General features: G+C 43.8%; 20 protein-coding genes. 13 read left to right on the top strand and 7 right to left on the bottom strand.

Annotation, left to right across the window (positions count from 1 at the left end; genetic code table 11):
• Window positions 1-137 precede the first annotated feature (137 nt).
• From cytR to rraA, 6 genes are all read left to right on the top strand, one after another.
• Entirely contained in the window at window positions 138-1,166 is a 1,029-nt protein-coding gene (gene cytR, locus EAE91_RS16635) for a DNA-binding transcriptional regulator CytR (RefSeq protein ID WP_214089461.1), read from the top strand.
• A 69-nt stretch (window positions 1,167-1,235) separates the two neighbouring features.
• Complete coding sequence (gene ftsN / locus EAE91_RS16630; protein WP_214089460.1) at window positions 1,236-2,063, top strand: cell division protein FtsN; 828 nt, start codon at window positions 1,236-1,238, stop codon at window positions 2,061-2,063.
• A gap of 124 nt (window positions 2,064-2,187) precedes the next feature.
• Window positions 2,188-2,718, top strand: coding sequence for an ATP-dependent protease subunit HslV (hslV, locus tag EAE91_RS16625; RefSeq protein WP_036780122.1), 531 nt, complete (start codon window positions 2,188-2,190; stop codon window positions 2,716-2,718).
• An 11-nt stretch (window positions 2,719-2,729) separates the two neighbouring features.
• Window positions 2,730-4,061: an ATP-dependent protease ATPase subunit HslU gene (gene hslU / locus EAE91_RS16620; RefSeq protein WP_214089459.1), complete on the top strand. Its 1,332-nt coding sequence runs from the start codon at window positions 2,730-2,732 to the stop codon at window positions 4,059-4,061.
• 95 nt (window positions 4,062-4,156) lie between these two features.
• Complete coding sequence (locus EAE91_RS16615) at window positions 4,157-5,074, top strand: 1,4-dihydroxy-2-naphthoate polyprenyltransferase (RefSeq protein WP_214089458.1); 918 nt, start codon at window positions 4,157-4,159, stop codon at window positions 5,072-5,074.
• A gap of 150 nt (window positions 5,075-5,224) precedes the next feature.
• On the top strand, window positions 5,225-5,734 hold the full coding sequence (gene rraA / locus EAE91_RS16610) for a ribonuclease E activity regulator RraA (protein WP_214089457.1): 510 nt from the start codon (window positions 5,225-5,227) through the stop codon (window positions 5,732-5,734).
• A 67-nt stretch (window positions 5,735-5,801) separates the two neighbouring features.
• Here rraA and zapB read toward each other — a convergent pair whose 3' ends face one another.
• Window positions 5,802-6,044 (bottom strand): cell division protein ZapB, encoded by a 243-nt coding sequence (gene zapB, locus EAE91_RS16605; RefSeq protein ID WP_214089456.1) that lies wholly within the window; start codon window positions 6,042-6,044, stop codon window positions 5,802-5,804.
• A 301-nt stretch (window positions 6,045-6,345) separates the two neighbouring features.
• Between zapB and EAE91_RS16600 the strand changes: the two genes are divergently transcribed.
• From EAE91_RS16600 to fpr, 3 genes are all read left to right on the top strand, one after another.
• The gene (locus tag EAE91_RS16600; RefSeq protein WP_214052737.1) at window positions 6,346-7,176 is read left to right on the top strand and encodes an MIP/aquaporin family protein; all 831 of its coding nucleotides are present in this window, start codon (window positions 6,346-6,348) and stop codon (window positions 7,174-7,176) included.
• Window positions 7,177-7,206: 30 nt separating this feature from the next.
• Entirely contained in the window at window positions 7,207-8,730 is a 1,524-nt protein-coding gene (gene glpK / locus EAE91_RS16595) for a glycerol kinase GlpK (protein ID WP_214089455.1), read from the top strand.
• Window positions 8,731-9,300: 570 nt separating this feature from the next.
• The gene (fpr, locus tag EAE91_RS16590; RefSeq protein ID WP_214089454.1) at window positions 9,301-10,047 is read left to right on the top strand and encodes a ferredoxin--NADP(+) reductase; all 747 of its coding nucleotides are present in this window, start codon (window positions 9,301-9,303) and stop codon (window positions 10,045-10,047) included.
• Between the two features lie 2 nt (window positions 10,048-10,049).
• Here the strand turns inward: fpr and EAE91_RS16585 are convergent, their stop codons facing one another.
• Window positions 10,050-10,484 carry a DUF805 domain-containing protein gene (locus EAE91_RS16585; protein ID WP_214089453.1) on the bottom strand — a complete coding sequence of 145 codons (435 nt, stop codon included), beginning with the start codon at window positions 10,482-10,484 and terminating at the stop codon, window positions 10,050-10,052.
• A gap of 67 nt (window positions 10,485-10,551) precedes the next feature.
• Between EAE91_RS16585 and EAE91_RS16580 the strand changes: the two genes are divergently transcribed.
• The gene (locus EAE91_RS16580) at window positions 10,552-11,154 is read left to right on the top strand and encodes a YiiQ family protein (RefSeq protein WP_376744731.1); all 603 of its coding nucleotides are present in this window, start codon (window positions 10,552-10,554) and stop codon (window positions 11,152-11,154) included.
• A 122-nt stretch (window positions 11,155-11,276) separates the two neighbouring features.
• Entirely contained in the window at window positions 11,277-12,044 is a 768-nt protein-coding gene (gene tpiA / locus EAE91_RS16575; RefSeq protein ID WP_214089451.1) for a triose-phosphate isomerase, read from the top strand.
• Between the two features lie 48 nt (window positions 12,045-12,092).
• Here the strand turns inward: tpiA and EAE91_RS16570 are convergent, their stop codons facing one another.
• The 5 genes from EAE91_RS16570 to EAE91_RS16550 all read right to left on the bottom strand — a co-directional run bounded on the left by EAE91_RS16570 (window position 12,093) and on the right by EAE91_RS16550 (window position 16,864).
• Window positions 12,093-13,088: a sulfate ABC transporter substrate-binding protein gene (locus tag EAE91_RS16570; RefSeq protein ID WP_214089450.1), complete on the bottom strand. Its 996-nt coding sequence runs from the start codon at window positions 13,086-13,088 to the stop codon at window positions 12,093-12,095.
• A 171-nt stretch (window positions 13,089-13,259) separates the two neighbouring features.
• Window positions 13,260-14,231, bottom strand: coding sequence for a 6-phosphofructokinase (gene pfkA / locus EAE91_RS16565; protein WP_036780151.1), 972 nt, complete (start codon window positions 14,229-14,231; stop codon window positions 13,260-13,262).
• 383 nt (window positions 14,232-14,614) lie between these two features.
• Entirely contained in the window at window positions 14,615-15,559 is a 945-nt protein-coding gene (locus EAE91_RS16560; RefSeq protein ID WP_214089449.1) for a phosphatidate cytidylyltransferase, read from the bottom strand.
• Window positions 15,556-16,197: a lysophospholipid acyltransferase family protein gene (locus EAE91_RS16555; RefSeq protein ID WP_214089448.1), complete on the bottom strand. Its 642-nt coding sequence runs from the start codon at window positions 16,195-16,197 to the stop codon at window positions 15,556-15,558. The genes EAE91_RS16560 and EAE91_RS16555 overlap by 4 nt, the downstream gene beginning before the upstream one ends.
• A complete protein-coding gene (locus tag EAE91_RS16550) occupies window positions 16,190-16,864 on the bottom strand; it encodes a CDP-alcohol phosphatidyltransferase family protein (RefSeq protein ID WP_214089447.1) in 675 nt (224 codons plus the stop codon). The genes EAE91_RS16555 and EAE91_RS16550 overlap by 8 nt, the downstream gene beginning before the upstream one ends.
• A 400-nt stretch (window positions 16,865-17,264) precedes the next feature.
• Between EAE91_RS16550 and EAE91_RS16545 the strand changes: the two genes are divergently transcribed.
• A complete protein-coding gene (locus tag EAE91_RS16545) occupies window positions 17,265-17,507 on the top strand; it encodes a type II toxin-antitoxin system ParD family antitoxin (RefSeq protein WP_036780161.1) in 243 nt (80 codons plus the stop codon).
• Window positions 17,500-17,772 carry a type II toxin-antitoxin system RelE/ParE family toxin gene (locus EAE91_RS16540; RefSeq protein WP_214089446.1) on the top strand — a complete coding sequence of 91 codons (273 nt, stop codon included), beginning with the start codon at window positions 17,500-17,502 and terminating at the stop codon, window positions 17,770-17,772. Before EAE91_RS16545 ends, EAE91_RS16540 begins: the two co-directional genes overlap by 8 nt.
• Window positions 17,773-18,532: the final 760 nt, after the last annotated feature.

Genomic DNA, 18,532 nt, shown 5'->3' with positions numbered 1-18,532 from the left:
GTTTAGAATGATCCCTTAACAACATTGTCATAACCTTAAACCGCATGTCGTCACTTTCCTTAAAGTCACTGACGGTTTCCCGGCAACCAGAAAATGACAATCATTTAACTAACCCGTCAGGAAATGAGGAGTGAGTTTTGGAGCAGAAAAAGAATGGCACCTCCGCAACAATGAAAGATGTCGCTGAAGTGGCTGGCGTTTCTACCGCAACCGTATCAAGAACACTCATGAATCCAGAAAAAGTTTCTTCCCAGACCCGACAAAAAGTGGAACAAGCTGTACTGGCTGTAGGTTATTGCCCAAATAACTTATCCCGTAATCTTAAACGCGGTGAGTCAAAAACTATTTTAGTGATAGTGCCAAATATCAGCGATCCCTTTTTCACTGATGTGATTTGCGGCATTGAAGAGACAGCGGCAGAACATGGCTATCTGGTTTTAATCGGTGACTGCCAACATCAGCAAAAACAGGAACACACGTTTCTTAACCTGATTGTCACCAAACAAATTGATGGTCTGTTGTTACTGGGTTCTAATGTCCCGTTTGATGCCAGCAAAGAAGAACAAAAAAACCTACCACCTATGGTAATGGCAAACGAATATGCACCAGAGCTAGAGCTGCCGACTATTCATATTGATAATCTGACCGCCGCATTCAATGCGACTCATTATCTGCAAACATTGGGGCATAAACGCATTGCCTGCCTCTCCGGCCCCGAAAACATACCGATTTGCCGCTATCGCCTCCAAGGATATATTCAAGCATTGCGTCGCTCTGGCGGGACAATTCGTGAAGATTATATTGTCCAAGGTAATTTTACCCATGAAAGCGGCGCAAAATTGACCGAACAGCTACTCTCTCTGCTAGATCCTCCTACAGCCATCTTCTGTCACAGCGATGTTATGGCGATTGGCGTAATGTGGCAGGCTAAAAGAATGGGCTTAAAAATACCGGAAGATTTATCCATCATTGGGTTTGATAACTTAAGTCTCGCCATGTACAGCGATCCGCCATTGACAACCGTTGGTCAACCCCGTTATCAAATTGGTCACAAGGCAATGTTACTGTTACTAGATCAAATCCAGGGCCACACAACATCTGTCGGCTCTCAGTTACTGGAATCAGAATTAATTATTCGGCAAAGCACCTGTTCGCCTAAAAGCTAGGCAAATAACCGCAGGTTAAGTAACATATCGTTTATTTTCTTTTACTTAAATTACTCAGCGAATTAGACAGTGGCACAACGAGATTATGTGAGTCGCGGGCGTTCAAACTCCCGCCGTAAAAATACCGATAAGAAAAAATACCAAGCCCAGGGATTACCAAAAGCAACGCTGGCTGTCGCAGTAGCATTAGTCGTTATCTTTATTGGTGGTCTTTACTTTATTACCCACAATAAACAGAAAAGCGAACCAGAAGTACTGCCAAAACATTCTCAGCAAAACAGTGGATTACCGCCAAAACCGGAAGAGCGCTGGCGCTATATCAAAGAATTGGAGAATCGTCCCGTTGGTATCGAGACACCACGAGAGCCTTCATCTGGGGGACAAATCAACTCACACACTCAGCTAACCGCTGAGCAACGGCAGTTACTTGAACAAATGCAGGCGGATATGCGCCAACCAGCGACTTCGCTGCCAGAAGTGCCATACAATGGTGTTCAAGTACCGCGTTCACAAGTGATCATCAAGCCATCAGCAGAGACGCAACAACCGCTGGAAACAAGACCACAACCACAGCCTCAACAAACATTACCGCAGCAATCAATGCAGACTCAGCCAGTTCAGCCACAAACTCTACCACCGGCTGAAACCAGTAAACCTAAACCCGTAGAAAAGGCACAGCGTATGATTTTACAATGTGGTTCATTCCGCAATATGGACCAAGCTGAATCAGTACGTGCCAATCTGGCATTTGCAGGTATTGAAAGCCAGATCACAACAGGAGACGGCTGGCATCGTGTTGTTCTTGGTCCCTACAGTAAAAACACCGCAGAAAAAATGCGGGAACGTCTGAAAGGCGTTGGTGTATCAGGTTGCATTCTCCGTATTACTGGGGGTTGAAAAATTATAATTCTCCCCCATCTATACTGCTAAACACCGTGCACACGGTATTTTCGATAGCCGTATACTCTGTCGAAAGTACCGTGCGTCACATTTATCTATTTTTGTAACCAAGGGCTTACTCGTGACTACAATCGTAAGTGTTCGCCGTAATGGCCAAGTCGTAATCGGTGGTGATGGACAGGCAACGATGGGTAATACCGTCATGAAAGGCAATGTCCGTAAAGTTCGCCGCCTCTATAATGACAAAGTAATCGCGGGTTTTGCCGGCGGTACAGCAGACGCGTTTACTCTGTTTGAACTGTTTGAACGTAAACTTGAAATGCACCAAGGGCATCTAACCAAGGCAGCGGTTGAGCTTGCTAAAGACTGGCGCACTGATCGCATGCTACGCAAACTGGAAGCACTGCTGGCAGTCGCAGATGAAAATACCTCCTTAATCATTACAGGTAACGGTGATGTCATTCAGCCAGAAAATGACCTGATTGCCATTGGTTCCGGCGGTCCGTATGCCCAATCCGCCGCACGGGCAATGCTGGAAAATACCGATCTCAGTGCCAGACAAATTGCAGAGAAAGCGCTAACAATTGCCGGTGATATCTGTATTTACACCAACCATAATCACAACTTCGAAGAACTTCCTTCAAAAGCGTAAGGGTAGATAGTATGTCTGAAATGACTCCACGCGAAATTGTCAGCGAACTTGACAAACACATTATTGGTCAGGACAAAGCGAAACGCGCTGTAGCTATCGCACTCCGTAACCGCTGGCGTCGTATGCAGCTAGATGAAACGCTGCGCTACGAAGTAACGCCTAAAAATATCCTGATGATTGGTCCGACTGGGGTAGGTAAAACCGAAATCGCCCGTCGCCTGGCAAAACTGGCAAATGCGCCATTTATCAAAGTCGAAGCGACCAAATTCACCGAGGTTGGCTATGTTGGTAAAGAAGTCGACTCTATCATTCGTGATCTGACCGATGCCGCAGTTAAAATGGTTCGCCTGCAATCCATTGAACAAAACCGTTATCGGGCAGAAGAACTGGCAGAAGAGCGTATTCTTGATGTCCTGATCCCACCAGCAAAAAATAACTGGGGACAAACGGAGACGCAAGTTGAGCCATCAGCCGCACGCCAGGCATTCCGTAAGAAACTACGTGAAGGTCAACTTGATGATAAAGAAATTGAGATTGATGTTGCTACCACACCTGTAGGCGTCGAGATCATGGCACCTCCGGGCATGGAAGAGATGACAAACCAGTTGCAATCTATGTTCCAGAACCTTGCCGGTCAGAAACACAAATCTCGTAAGCTAAAAATCAAAGATGCTTTCAAGTTACTGGTCGAAGAAGAAGCCGCTAAACTGGTTAACCCGGAAGAATTGAAACAACAGGCCATTGATGCCGTTGAACAACACGGTATTGTCTTCATTGATGAAATCGACAAAATCTGCAAACGCGGTCAAACATCAGGCCCTGATGTTTCTCGCGAAGGTGTTCAGCGTGACCTGTTGCCACTGGTGGAAGGTTGTACGGTATCCACTAAACACGGCATGGTAAAAACAGACCACATCCTGTTTATCGCCTCAGGAGCATTCCAGGTTGCCAGCCCTTCCGATCTGATCCCTGAATTACAAGGACGTTTGCCAATCCGCGTGGAACTACAGGCATTAACCACAGAAGATTTTGAGCGTATTCTGACTGAACCAAGCGCATCTCTGACTGAGCAATATAAAGCTCTTATGGCAACAGAAGGAATGAACATCAGTTTCACGACTGATGGCATTAGCAAAATCGCTGAATCCGCATGGCAGGTAAATGAATCAACCGAAAATATCGGTGCTCGTCGCCTGCATACTGTGCTTGAACGGCTGATGGAAGATATCTCCTTCGAAGCCAGCGAACGCCAAGGCCAGTCAGTTAACATTGATGCCGACTATGTTAAACAGCATCTAGATGAACTGGTTGCAGATGAAGATCTGAGTCGCTTTATCCTATAATCGGTGTATACGATTCCTGATCCACTATAATTAATGATGGGAGGCTTGCCTCCCATTTGTTTTTTATAAACTTACAGGAGTAAGTGAACGCAGAAATGAACTCATCAACTTCCATTAGTCAAACTCAAGCATGGCTGGAAAGTTTGCGTCCTAAAACACTGCCACTCGCCCTTGCAGCCATTATTACTGGTTCAGCCCTTGCTGACTGGACAGGGCATTTCAAGCTACCGGTTGCCTTACTAGCGCTATTAACAGCAGCCATACTGCAAATTCTGTCTAATCTCGCCAATGATTACGGTGATGTTATTAAAGGCAGTGATACTGAAAAACGTATCGGGCCACTACGCGGTATGCAAAAAGGCACCATTACCACCTCACAGATGAAAAAAGCATTGAAGATTATTGTCCTGCTAGCTTGTCTGTCTGGTAGTGCCTTGATTGCGGTTGCCTGTGAAGAACCCAGCGATATATTCGGTTTTCTAGTACTTGGCCTACTAGCAATTATTGCCGCAATTACCTATACAGTTGGCGCAAAGCCTTATGGCTATATGGGGCTTGGTGATATTTCAGTACTGATTTTCTTCGGTTGGTTAAGTGTTGCCGGTACTTATTATCTTCAAGCAGGTTTTTTTGACTCGGTTGTCATACTCCCGGCTACAGCCTGTGGGCTTCTCTCTACTGCTGTTTTAAATATCAATAATTTGCGTGATATTGAAGATGACAAACGGCATGGCAAAAATACCCTAGCTGTCCGCCTTGGCCCTAAAAAAGCCCGTTATTATCACGGTAGTTTAATAATCACAGCAATACTTTGCTTGGCATTATTCACCGTACAAAACCCATCTGGCTGGTCAGGCTGGCTGTTCCTGCTTGCTCTGCCTTGGTTGTTCAAACATATATGGTATGTACTTAATGACCCCACACCGGAGGGAATGCGTCCAATGTTGGGACAGATGGTTAAAGCGGCATTACTGACTAATATTCTATTTTCAGTTGGTCTTATCTTTAATTAGACCGCATTCGTGCTGTTTTTCCGGGAGGTGTTGTAACTTAACCATTCTGGATACTTGTTAACAATATCAATTTAATAATTGATGATTTTGCTAACATCGGCCTGAAAGGGATATACTTACTGTTCCATACCTTAACCAGACGTAAATCCTATGAAATATGATACTTCCGAGCTTTGTGACATCTATCAAGAAGAAGTAAATGTGGTAGAACCTATGTTCTCCAATTTTGGCGGGCGTACTTCATTTGGTGGTCAAATCATCACGGTTAAATGCTTTGAAGACAACGGGTTACTTTATGACCTGCTTGAGGACAACGGTCATGGGCGCATTTTACTGGTAGATGGTGGTGGTTCTGTACGCCAAGCATTAATTGACGCTGAGCTGGCACAACTCGCTGTGCAAAATGGATGGGAAGGCATTGTTGTTTACGGTGCTGTACGTCAGGTTGACCAGCTAGCAGAGTTCGACCTCGGTATTCAAGCTATAGCCGCTATTCCTGCTGGCTGTCGTGATGAAGGGGCCGGCGCAAGCGATATTCGGGTGAATTTCGGTGGTGTAACCTTCTTCTCTGGTGACTATTTGTATGCCGACAACACCGGTATTATTTTGTCCGAAGAGCCACTGGGACTTGATGATAGCGAAGAAGATGAGATCATCTGATGGCAACATATAATAGAATTAAGGGCGATTTTTTAGATCGCCCTTTTTGTCTGTTGGAAATTTGTAATTACTGAACATCTTCCATTTTGCCCAACAAGGCACGCAAACGTTCTTGCCATACTTGTTGCTCTTGTTTTAATTGCTCATTCTCATGAACCAGAGACTCACGGCTGCTGGCAGCATTCTGAATTTCCTGAGACAACGATCGATTTTTTTCTTTTAATTCTTCAATTTCCATTTGTAGCAGGGTAATAGTATCAATCGCCTGCTGAACCTTGGCTTCCAGCTTTTCAAAAACTTCAAATGACATTCTCGGTTCCCCCTTATAAGCAATTGTCTGATTGTATGTAGCCAATGCGCCCCTGTCTAGCAACATCCCCAACACATGAAAAATAACTACCAAATAAAAACCCTAAAGTGTCTCACACTTTAATTTTTAGCAAAATAGCGGATAAATGCGGATTCGCTCATTTTGTTGACACAACACACACATTTCAATTTCGCTATTTCTCGTTTCCGCGCATTAACGATAAATTTACATAACCCTCCTTTCAATGCTGGAAGGCGAATAATAACTACCCCTCTAAAATCTTCTTTGTAGGATAGAACATATGAGCCAAACCACTAGCACGACATTAACCGGACAGTGTATCGCTGAGCTTCTTGGTACCGCACTATTGGTTTTCCTTGGCGTAGGTTGTGTTGCCGCTGCACGTATTGCCGGCGCACAATTAGGTTTATGGGAAATCAGTATTATTTGGGGTATGAGCGTTGCGTTGGCTGTTTATCTCACCGCAGGTGTTTCCGGTGCTCACCTTAACCCGGCGGTGACGATTGCCTTATGGCTGTTTGCCCGTTTTGATGGCAAAAAAGTTATCCCTTTTATTATTGCGCAGATGATTGGTGGCTTTATCGCGGCCGCTCTCATTTACATGATGTACTACAGCGTATTCCTTGATTACGAACAGGTGCACAATATCGTTCGTGGTACGCCTGAAAGCTTGTTTACAGCAGGTGTATTTTCTACTTATCCAATGGCGTCACTGTCCATTTCTCAGGCTTTTATGATAGAAGTTATCATTGCCGCTATTCTGCTCTGTCTAATTCTGTCGCTAACTGACGATGGCAATGGTATTCCTCGCGGTCCTCTGGCTCCGTTACTAATTGGTATTGTAATTGCCGTTATCGGCGGCGCATTCGGCCCATTAACCGGTTTCGCTCTGAACCCGGCCCGTGACTTTGGCCCCAAATTAATTGCTTATCTAGCGGGCTGGGGAGATATTGCCCTGACAGGTGGACGTGAAATCCCTTACTGTCTGGTTACTCTGACCGCACCGATTATCGGCGGTATTGTAGGAGCATTTGGCTACCGTAAACTTATTGGTCGCCATTTACCATCTGATGTTCATAAAACTGAAGATCAGAAGAAAAAGAAAGCCTAGAGTAGAGCATTACCAGAACAGGTTATTATCATGACAACAGAAAATATGATTGAGAAAAAGTATATTGTCGCCCTTGATCAAGGAACTACCAGCTCCCGAGCAATAATTCTTGATCACGATGCCAATATTATCTCAATTTCCCAAAGAGAATTTGCGCAAATTTATCCTAAACCGGGTTGGGTAGAACACGATCCAATGGAAATCTGGGCAACCCAAAGCTCAACGTTGGTAGAAGTATTGGCGAAAGCGGATATTAGTTCTGATCAGATTGCCGGTATTGGGATTACCAACCAACGTGAAACAACGATTATTTGGGAAAAAGAAACCGGTAAACCTATTTACAATGCCATCGTTTGGCAATGTCGCCGTACCGCAGACGCGTGTACTAAACTCAAACAAAAAGAGGGATTAGAAGAATATATTCGCCAGAATACAGGGCTGGTAGTGGACCCTTATTTCTCCGGCACCAAAATAAAATGGATCTTGGATAACGTCCCAAGCGCCCGTGAGCGGGCTGAAAAAGGTGAGCTACTGTTCGGTACTGTGGATACCTGGCTAGTATGGAAAATGACCCAAGGCCGAGTCCACGTTACCGATTTCACAAACGCCTCTCGAACAATGTTGTTCAACATTCACAATCTGGAATGGGATCAGCATATTCTTGATGAGTTACAAATCCCGCGTTCCCTACTGCCGACCGTTCATTCATCTTCTGAGATTTATGGTCAGACCAACATCGGCGGTAAAGGTGGCACCCGAATTCCTATCGCAGGTATCGCAGGTGACCAACAAGCTGCTCTATATGGTCAACTTTGCGTCCAACCGGGTATGGCGAAAAATACCTACGGGACAGGCTGCTTCTTGCTGATGAACACAGGTACAGATGCCGTGCGCTCCAATCACGGATTACTGACAACTATTGCCTGTGGTCCCCGCGGTGAAGTGAACTATGCGCTTGAAGGTGCGGTTTTCGTTGGTGGTGCCTCTATCCAGTGGCTACGTGATGAACTGAAACTTATTGCAGACGCCGCTGATTCCGAATACTTTGCCACTAAAGTTAAAAACAGTAACGGCGTCTATGTGGTTCCCGCTTTCACCGGCCTTGGTGCGCCATACTGGGACCCCTACGCTCGCGGCTCAATCTTTGGCCTGACCCGCGGCACCAACAGTAATCACATCATTCGTGCGACGCTGGAATCCATTGCCTATCAGACCCGCGATGTCCTGGATGCCATGCAAGCTGATGCAGGTACCCGGCTGCAAGCACTTCGTGTAGATGGCGGTGCTGTTGCCAATAACTTCCTGATGCAATTCCAATCAGATATCCTTGGTACCCGCGTAGAACGCCCTGTAGTGCGTGAAAGCACTGCATTGGGCGCAGCATTCCTCGCAGGATTGGCGGTTGGCTACTGGAAAGACCTGGATGAAGTGAAAAGTAAAGCCACCATTGAAAAAGAATTCCATCCAAGCATTGAAACCACTGAACGTAATTATAAATACAATGGCTGGAAAAAAGCGGTTGCCCGCGCGCAGGATTGGGAAGATAAAGGCTAAGACTCCCTAAATATCTAGATATAAAGAAAGGGTGAAATAAATGACCACCCTTTCTTTAATTGCTTGATTAAACAACATGTCCGTGACGCTGCATCCTATGCACCAATGGTAACCAACAAATCAGGATCAAAACTGACGTAAAGAACATCAGCATACCCACGTTGTACAGAACCTATTGGCACATCAAAATCTTTAGCAATATCTGCAATAAATGAAAGTTCTCTAATTTTCTCATCGCATTCACAACAAGTTTATATAATTCATAAAGTCACAAAAAACCCCCAGGCTATATAGGAAATGGCCTGTATTCTCTTACTCCACTAATGTGATTAACTTAACAAATTTAAAATATTTTGCGAGATAGTGCACAATTTTATTTTCTGAAAAAAATAACAGTTAATTACGCCATATTTGGCAACAAATATGTACATATAAAACTAAGTATTAATAAAGTAGTAGTCAATTTTTCTATGACACAGAATCGATAATGGTATTTATCTCTATAGACTAAAATAACGACGTAAAAACAAACGGTTCGGGGATTTCTTTCAGGATAGGAGATAAGTTCCAATGGCAAACTGGGTTACAGGAAAAGTTACACAAGTTATTCACTGGACGAATACCTTATTCAGCATCAGGATGCATGCACCGGTTGAAGAATTCACTGCGGGTCAGTTTGCAAAACTGGCAATGGAAATAGATGATGAACGGGTGCAACGGGCCTACTCTTACGTTAACGCTCCGGCAGATAACAATCTTGAATTCTATTTAGTGACGGTTCCTGAAGGCAAACTCAGCCCGCGATTAGCAGCGCTACAACCTGGTGATAATCTATTAGTAACAGAACAAGCCGCAGGCTTTTTTATTCTTGATGAAATACCTGACTGCAAAACATTATGGATGCTTTCAACGGGAACAGCCATTGGCCCTTATTTGTCCATCCTTCAACAAGGGGACTACCTGGAAAGATTTGAGAATATCGTATTGGTGCATGCAGTCAGACTAACACAAGATTTAAGCTATCTGCCCTTAATGCAGCAATTAGTTGAACGTCTCAATGGCAAGCTACGAATTCAAACTATTGTCAGCCGTGAACAAAACACCGGCTCATTGACTGGCCGTATCCCGGCACTGATCGAGAGCGGCGAACTTGAGGCGGCTGCCGGGCTTACGATGAACAGTGACAACAGCCATATTATGTTATGCGGTAACCCTCAAATGGTGAAAGATACCCAACAACTGCTAAAAGAGCAGCGTGGAATGACAAAACACTTACGCCGCAAACCGGGGCATATCACCAGTGAGCAATATTGGTAATTTCAGTCATCTTTGGCAGAAATAAAATCCACTTTCTCTGTTGTTTCACCAAACCGGTTTGGCCCATCCGTACCACGGAATACACCGCAATCAAGCACCATCATTACAATGATCAATGTGGGGATAAAACGGCCAATCCCCCATTGCCAGAACGGTGCCATACCACCCCAGTCAACAGCAATTAACAACCCTGCCAGTAATAAAAGCAGCGACCACCCTCCCCGCTTATTTCGATCATGCAGACGCTTAACCATCATTGCTGCCGCGGGATACATCACCAAAACAAGTGCAAAAACAGCATAGTGCATGGTTAAAGAATTCATTCCCTGAATAGTCAAGATAACAAACATCAAGGCCAGGCAAACACCAATGCCAAACCAAAATTCACGTCGCCCAATTCGTCCTTTGAATGAAAAACCCCATTGTTGTAATGTCATCTATTCTTTTCCAATCGTGTATTCTGTTTCTCAGCGCAGTTTAACCTAAGCGAGCGGCAACATGAAAATGGACGTTAATAAATTTCTAGCCATAATATTAGCGGTAAGCAGCGTCGGTTTGCCGTTGGTAGCCAATGCTGATAAATCCACAACTACAGAACCCACAATACAAGCGACCTATCTTCTGCCGAATGCCCCCTCTTTTGATGAAACTATCCCGCGATTTCGCGAAAAATATAATCGCCGCAACCCGACATTGCCACTACGCGAGTATCGGGTAATCATAAATAAAGACATCTATCTGCCACTGACACGAGCTGCCAGCAAAATCAACGAAAAACTTTATTCTTCCGCCGTACTTGAGCGAGGAAATGAAAAAATCAAAAGTCTGCAACTGACCTTACTACCATCAGAAAATACTGCTGAAACTCAGCAAAACCAAATTCTGGCAGAACAGTACATGGTAGCGCTGATGCGCTACTTTAACCCAACGCTTTCACAGGAACAAAGCAAAGAGAATATTAATAACCTACTCAGAAACGGCAAAAAATCACTATTTTACAGCCACAACATCGGAGCGATTCGCTATATTGTGGTAAATAGTAGCGAAAAAACGCTTACTTTCGCTATTGAACCGATTAAGCTATGGTTATCTGAACCCGACAACTAATCAAATTTAGTAATAAAAAAAAGCTATTGTTCGCAATGATCACTATACTGTGGAGCATTGATCTACCGAATCGGTCCTAAATTCAGCTCACTACTTAAACTTCTCTGGTTGGAGGAAAAAACATGCGACATCCATTGGTGATGGGTAACTGGAAATTGAATGGCAGTACCCATATGGTAAACGAACTTATCACTGGCCTGCGTAAAGAACTAAGCAGTGTTACCGGCTGTGACGTCGCTATTGCGCCACCATCACTTTATCTCTCTCAGGCTAAACAAGCGCTAGCTGGCAGCCGTATTGCCCTGGGCGCACAGGATGTTGACGTTAACCTATCTGGTGCATTTACCGGTGAAACTTCCGCCGCCATGTTGAAAGACATTGGCGCAGAATACATTATCATCGGCCACTCTGAACGCCGTACTTACCACCAAGAAAGTGACGAATTCATTGCGAAAAAATTTGCCACTCTTAAACAACAAGGTCTAATCCCTGTTTTGTGCATCGGCGAAACTGAACAGGAAAATGAAGCTGGCCAGACTGAAACCGTATGCGCAAGGCAAATTGATGCAGTTCTGAACACATTGGGCGCAGAAGCATTCCAAGGTACGATCATTGCTTACGAACCTGTTTGGGCAATTGGTACAGGCAAATCAGCAACACCGGCACAAGCTCAGGCTGTGCACAAATTCATTCGTGATCATATTGCGCAGAGAGATACAGCAATCGCAAAACAGGTCATTATCCAGTACGGTGGTTCTGTGAATGCAGATAATGCCGCTGAGCTATTTGCTCAGCCAGACATTGACGGTGCATTAGTTGGTGGCGCATCCCTAAAAGCTGATGCTTTTGCTATTATCGTAAAAGCCGCAGCCGCTGCGAAAAAAGCATAATATTTTAATGCTAATTGACCGCCGTATACCTACGGCGGCTATTCATTTTCAGCGCTGAATAATCTCATCAAACACACCGCCCGTTGCAAAATGGACTTTTTGCGCGTTTCCCCAACCACCGAATACTTTATCGACAGTAAATAATTCCAACACCGGAAAAGAAGAGCGGTACTTATCGGCAATCGCTTTATCACGTGGTCGATAATAGTTTTTAGCCACTATCTCCTGTCCAACCGGAGAGTAAAGGTATTGCAGATATTCTGTTGCCAGCTCGCGACTATGACGTTTATCAACGACCCTATCAACGACAGAAACCGTCGGCTCAGCCAGAATTGAAAGGCTAGGTGTTACAATTTCGAATTTATCTTTATCAAGCGCATTAATCGCTAATAATGCCTCATTCTCCCAAGCAATTAATACATCACCGATTCCACGCTCAACAAAAGTACTGGTCGCTCCTCTTGCGCCAGAATCGAGCACTTCAACATTCTGGTAAAGGGCTTTAACAAATGCTTTCGCTTTGTCCTGATCCTGATTGTTATGAATCAACCCATAACCCCATGCAGCCAGATAATTCCAGCGTGCCCCACCCGATGTTTTTGGATTAGGTGTCACAACAGACACACCTGGACGAACTAAATCTGACCAGTCTTTAATTTGTTTGGGATTACCCTTCCGCACTAAAAAAACAATGGTTGAAGTATAGGGAGCTGAATTCTCTGGCAAACGCTTAATCCATGCCTTCGCTATCCGGCCACGTTCCGCAATGGCATCCACATCATAGGCCAAAGCTAGTGTCACCACATCCGCCTCAAGGCCATTAATAACAGAAGTTGCCTGTTTACCCGAGCCACCATGAGATTGCCGGATTATCACTTTATCCCCTGTCTTCTGCTGCCAATAATCACTAAAAGCCTGATTATATTGCTGATATAACTCACGGGTTGGATCATAGGAAACATTAAGAAGTTGAAGATCTTTTGCCCATACACTGCTATTGGTAACCAACAGTAACGCCAATGCTATATGCCATCTGACTCTCACTTGAATCTCTCCCACACTGTTTTTGGCTGTTATGAAATCCAAGGCTGACAGAAAGCGTTATCACTCAGAAATAATTAAAAGCATTTATTTATATGCGATAGGAATATCTAAAGACAAATTACAGCCTCCAATGAGGCTGCAACAGATTTAGATTTGCCGGTATTGGCGTGATCAATATAGCTTTTTCGCGGTTTCCAACCAATCCTGTTTAAACACGCGTTTCATATTCTGCACGGCATCAATGATGTCATGATGAACAAGTTTCTCGTTCTGAATACCAACACAACGACCACCATAACCTTCCAACAATAATTGGATGGAATACGCCCCCATACGGGAAGCCAGAATACGATCATAGGCAACCGGGGAACCACCACGCTGAACATGGCCTAAGACTGTGGCACGGGTTTCATGATGCGTCTCTTTTTCGATATGTCTCGCAAGTTCATAGACATCACAAACATGTTCGGTAATTGCAACGATAGCGTGACGTTTACCTTTATCGATACCCGCTTTAATTTCAGCCACGAGCTCATCACAACTAAATGAGACTTCCGGCAGAACGATAAACTCACAACCGCCTGCAATAGCGGCTGACAAAGTGAGATCACCACAATAACGCCCCATTACTTCAACAATGGAAATACGTTTATGGGAAGTCGAAGTATCACGCAGACGGTCAATCGCTTCAACCACCGTTTCCAGCGCAGTGAAATAGCCGATAGTATAGTCGGTACCCGCCACATCATTATCAATAGTGCCCGGCAGACCGATACAGGGGAAACCCGCTTCTGTCAGTTTTTTCGCGCCAAGATAGGAACCATCACCGCCGATAACGACCAGAGCATCAAGACCGTTTTTTCTCATGTTCTCAATAGCGACAGTACGAACCTTCTCATCTCTGAATTCCGGGAAACGGGCTGAACCTAGAAAAGTGCCACCACGGTTAATCATGTCGGACACACTAAAGCGGTCAAGTTTCTTCATACGGTTTTCATACAAGCCAAGATAGCCATCATAAATACCGAAAACTTCCAATCCTTCGGTTAATCCCGCACGAACCACACCACGAATGGCTGCATTCATACCCGGCGCATCACCGCCACTCGTTAAGACACCGATTCTTTTGATCCCATTGCTCATGATGACCTCTGACTTGTAGATGTAATAATTGCAAACCCGCTAACGGCGGACTCCGTATGCGATCACTTTGCCTGAGAAATCAGCCTTTTTAACCTGTTACCACCTAGCATACTGAAACAATCAAGCTGAATTGATTCAACTTTCATATAATACGGTAAAAACCCAAGTCTGCATTAACAATAAGTCCCGTTTTTGAGATCAAGTTGGCTAAAAAGCCATTTAATTATGCTGCTATAGCTCTTAAGATCATCAATCAACCTATCAATATCCTCGTTCGCACTGGATAAAGAAAGTCATCAACAACACAAAAACCAGCACTGTGACAACCCATACCACAGTGCTGATTCAGCACAATCTTTATTCATTACGTTGGTGTCTTTCCATCATGTATAGAAATAACGTGTCAAGTGGAAAAATACCGGTGCTGCAAAGCATAAAGAATCGATCCTATCTAACATACCTCCGTGCCCTTCAATCATTTCACCGAAATCTTTAATGCCACTATCACGTTTTATCGCTGACATACACAAACCACCAATAAAGCCCATCAGCGTAATTGCTAACGACATCAAACCAGCTTCCCACGGAGAAAATGGCGTTACCCAATAAAGTGACATTCCTAACAAAACGGAAGCCAAGATGCCACCGGCAAAACCTTCAACTGTTTTATTCGGGCTCAACTTAGGCACAATAGGATGTTTGCCAAACAGTTTACCGAATACGTACTGCAAAACATCCGACATCTGCACCACAATCATTAAAAACAGCAATAATTCGACATTCTCCCCTTCATAACCTGGAATATCCAACATCAATAAAGCGGGTGCATGGCTAATACAGAATACAGCAACTAACATTCCCCACTGTATTTTGGCTGTCCGCTCCAAAAAGTTCGTTGTATCTCCAGCTAATGCAATACGAGCAGGTAAAAACAGGAAAACATAAACAGGAATGAAAATAGAAAACACGCCATACCACTCAATACCAACGGCAACGTATTGCAATGGCATAAAAATAAAAAAACACCAGAACATCGCCTCATGGTCACTTCGTCGTGTTGGCGTCAAAGTGAAAAATTCCCGTAAAGCGAAAAATGACATACTCGCAAATAATAACACTGAACCGATTGGCCCAATAATCACCGACAACACACAAATAATACACATCCCCCACCAACCACGAATGCGGGCATTCAGATTGTCGATTGTCGCATTACTGTTATCCCTCGAATATTTTGAGGAGAGTATTGCACCAACAATACTGGCAATAATTAACGGCACGAACATACCACCCAACAACAAGAGTAGTTTATTATTAAGTATAGTCATAATATTAACGCCTCCAATGCCTGACGAGCTCGCTGTAAAAAATCAGCTTTTTCCTCTTTTACACCTAGTTTTTCCAAAGGTTGCCCAAATGTTGCAGAACAAATAACAGGAACAACAAGTGCCGAGCCTTTTGGCAAAACCCTGTTTAAATTTTCCAGATAAACCGGAATAAGCTCAACGTCAGGATATTTCTTCGCTAAATAATATAGACCACCTTTAAACTTATTAATTTGTTCCCCACTTCCTCGCGTCCCCTCTGGGAATAAAATCAAAGATTCCCCTCGTTTTAATACATCCTCCATTGGCGTCAGAGTATTTCCCTTTAAACAATCCTCTCCTTTACGATCAATAAGCACAGCCCGAAAAACTTTATTAATAAAATACCTACGCAGATAAGTTTTACTCCAATAATCACGGGCAGCAACTGGATGCACCCGAGAACGTAACACCCGAGGAAATCCAGCCCAGATAACTAACCCATCTAGGTGGCTGGAATGATTAGCATAATAAATTCGGGAAGCTACCGATGGCTTACACCCAATCCAACGAATTCTCACTCCTGTTAACAAACGGCAAAGCCCAGACAGAAATGAACCCATACCTTTACTTACCAGTGTCACCTCTTGTGGTCTATTCATTACAAGCACCCTTCTCTTGTAATTCATTCAATATGACTCTGGTTCGCCGAACACATGTCCAGAGACAGCCCAATGCGATAACGACTAACACCGCCAATAGAAGATACTGGCCCCATAGCTGAGGTAAAAAAGCGGCAACAATTGCACTAACAGTAATTAATGCCATCCGATGCTGTTTTGCCATCGGACCGAGGAAACGCTGAGGTAAACCACAAGTTCCACCTAATAAGCGAATATAAGCGGTCAAAACAGCTAATAATGCGGCAATACAGCTAAGAGAAATCGCAAACGGAAAAAGTGTTAAACCATACCCCACCCCAATCAGAATAAAAGAATCAGCAATACGATCAGGAAGATCATTAAAAACAGCACCGGCAGCCGTCTTCAATCCTCCCTCAACAGCAACCATGCCATCCAATAAATTACACATTAGCCGGCCTTGAATGAGCAAGGCACCAATAATCAATAAAACTGAAGTCGTCCAAAAAGACTCGACTAAAAAACACACGGCAAAACACAAACCAGCTAATACAGCAAAAACAACGCTGGCAACAGATATGCCATTTGGTGTCGCCCCTTTACATTGCAACCATTTAGCCATTTTACTGGCCCACACTGCATTGCGTGTCTTGATCGGACGCCGATCTTTTACCTCGTTACCAGACATATCTTTTCCCTTTTTGAACACAAATGAACAATCAAATCTACTTAAGTTAAATGAAATAAGATAAACAGGATTGGTTAGAATAACAACAATAAAAAACTGGCCGGTGGAAAGAGATAAAAACGAAGATGGCGTCAATCTTTCCTTGTTGATTAATTTGAAACAACAGAATTTATTTCAACAAGTGCCCATACATTGACCACCAGAAAGCAGGGGGAAAAGACATGGATGATGTTTGTTTTTCAAACATAATACATTGTAATAAAAGGATTTATTTAAGTAAGTGTCCACACCTTGACCACATCGACATAAGCCCCGATTTTTTTCGGGGCTTCAGGACATTGGTAATGCAGCCTCATTTGCTGCACACTTGATGTATTAACTATTAATACATCGGTGAGATATGAGAAAAATTACTACTGTTAGTATGGGCGAGCAGCTTGACGGGTTCGTACAGCGCATGATTGAAAGTGGCCGTTATGGAAATGCCAGTGAAGTTATGCGTTCAGCGCTGCGTTTGCTGGAGCAACAAGAAGCTTACGATGAGATTGTACGCAAGGCGGTTATTGCTGGCTTGGAAAGTGGGGAAAGCTCGCTGACCCTACGGGATATAGCGGAACAACGGAAACGCAGACATAATGTATAAGCTCACGGATCAGGCTGCTGAAGATTTTGCTGGGATTTATGATTATACAGGTGAAGCTCAGGCTGACCATTATACGGAGGCACTGGAAGCATTTTTTGACACGCTAGCTGAGATGCCACATATAGGGAGGGAATACCCATCTGTCCCAGGTGTAATGCGGGTTGAGTTTCACCGCCACACGGTTTTCTATACTATCCGGGATACCGATATTCTGATTGCGCGTATCCTTCATCAACAGATGAATCACCCCCGTCATCTTCTTTGAGCGGGCGGGTGCTACGTTGTGCTGTGCATCAAGCCAGCGTAGCTGTCTCGTCCTGCGAGCTGCCATTGCTAATCGCAATGCTTTATTGTTTTTATTTCTGGAGAACAAACATTTTATGGCAGGGGAAGTGAAAATAACGCCCTAGCGGGGGATTAGGCCGGGTTAATGAGGAAAATGGAGACATTACATTATAATCCATCACAAAAGAAACAAACTCTGTTATTTTCAACGAAGTTTGTCAGCAGTTTGAAACCCCTCATATATGTATGAGGGGTTATAAGCCCTTTGCGGGAGAAATTTTTAACAAAGCCCTCATGGGGAATAATCATACTCTAGTTGATAGCATCCAAAAGTCAACTTTCAGATTTACCGATAAGATTTGATGCGCCGATGATTTTGATTATTGCACGTTGTATCTTTTCAAGATCTTCACACGTCAAATATTGCTGAAATCGTTCATAGCTAAAATAACGTGCTCAAGCACAAAAAATATTCGTTTTTAGTAACTGATATTCATGTCACTTCACCTTGCCAAAAAATTTATACACAAGCCACCTTTGTATAAATCAACCAGATCAAATAAAACATATAGCAACTAAATCTTTAATTATCATTAAAATAAGTAGTTGCCGGGTAGCTACGATAACTGCCAACTTTTCTCTACACCAACCATAAGAACAAAAACATTCGTTTATGTAATCCCATTCTTCTGACCGATAGATCAGTAGTTTATCCATTGCAAAAAGCTATTGCCAAATTT

Source organism: Photorhabdus noenieputensis, from assembly GCF_018448935.1.
GTDB lineage: Bacteria > Pseudomonadota > Gammaproteobacteria > Enterobacterales > Enterobacteriaceae > Photorhabdus > Photorhabdus noenieputensis.
The sequence above is the reverse complement of the archived record's forward strand: the minus strand, read 5'-3'. Positions and strand labels throughout refer to the sequence as shown.

Excerpts from the sequence above, each read along its gene's own strand:
- rraA (WP_214089457.1), top strand. The coding sequence starts at position 5,225 with ATGAAATATGATACTTCCGAGCTTTGTGACATCTATCAAGAAGAAGTA.
- EAE91_RS16600 (WP_214052737.1), top strand. The coding sequence starts at position 6,346 with ATGAGCCAAACCACTAGCACGACATTAACCGGACAGTGTATCGCTGAG.
- EAE91_RS16555 (WP_214089448.1), bottom strand. The coding sequence starts at position 16,197 with ATGAATAGACCACAAGAGGTGACACTGGTAAGTAAAGGTATGGGTTCA.
- EAE91_RS16545 (WP_036780161.1), top strand. The coding sequence starts at position 17,265 with ATGAGAAAAATTACTACTGTTAGTATGGGCGAGCAGCTTGACGGGTTC.
- EAE91_RS16540 (WP_214089446.1), top strand. The coding sequence starts at position 17,500 with ATGTATAAGCTCACGGATCAGGCTGCTGAAGATTTTGCTGGGATTTAT.
- tpiA (WP_214089451.1), top strand. The coding sequence starts at position 11,277 with ATGCGACATCCATTGGTGATGGGTAACTGGAAATTGAATGGCAGTACC.
- EAE91_RS16585 (WP_214089453.1), bottom strand. The coding sequence starts at position 10,484 with ATGACATTACAACAATGGGGTTTTTCATTCAAAGGACGAATTGGGCGA.
- pfkA (WP_036780151.1), bottom strand. The coding sequence starts at position 14,231 with ATGAGCAATGGGATCAAAAGAATCGGTGTCTTAACGAGTGGCGGTGAT.
- glpK (WP_214089455.1), top strand. The coding sequence starts at position 7,207 with ATGACAACAGAAAATATGATTGAGAAAAAGTATATTGTCGCCCTTGAT.
- zapB (WP_214089456.1), bottom strand. The coding sequence starts at position 6,044 with ATGTCATTTGAAGTTTTTGAAAAGCTGGAAGCCAAGGTTCAGCAGGCG.
- EAE91_RS16550 (WP_214089447.1), bottom strand. The coding sequence starts at position 16,864 with ATGTCTGGTAACGAGGTAAAAGATCGGCGTCCGATCAAGACACGCAAT.
- EAE91_RS16615 (WP_214089458.1), top strand. The coding sequence starts at position 4,157 with ATGAACTCATCAACTTCCATTAGTCAAACTCAAGCATGGCTGGAAAGT.
- EAE91_RS16560 (WP_214089449.1), bottom strand. The coding sequence starts at position 15,559 with ATGACTATACTTAATAATAAACTACTCTTGTTGTTGGGTGGTATGTTC.
- EAE91_RS16580 (WP_376744731.1), top strand. The coding sequence starts at position 10,552 with ATGGACGTTAATAAATTTCTAGCCATAATATTAGCGGTAAGCAGCGTC.
- fpr (WP_214089454.1), top strand. The coding sequence starts at position 9,301 with ATGGCAAACTGGGTTACAGGAAAAGTTACACAAGTTATTCACTGGACG.
- hslU (WP_214089459.1), top strand. The coding sequence starts at position 2,730 with ATGTCTGAAATGACTCCACGCGAAATTGTCAGCGAACTTGACAAACAC.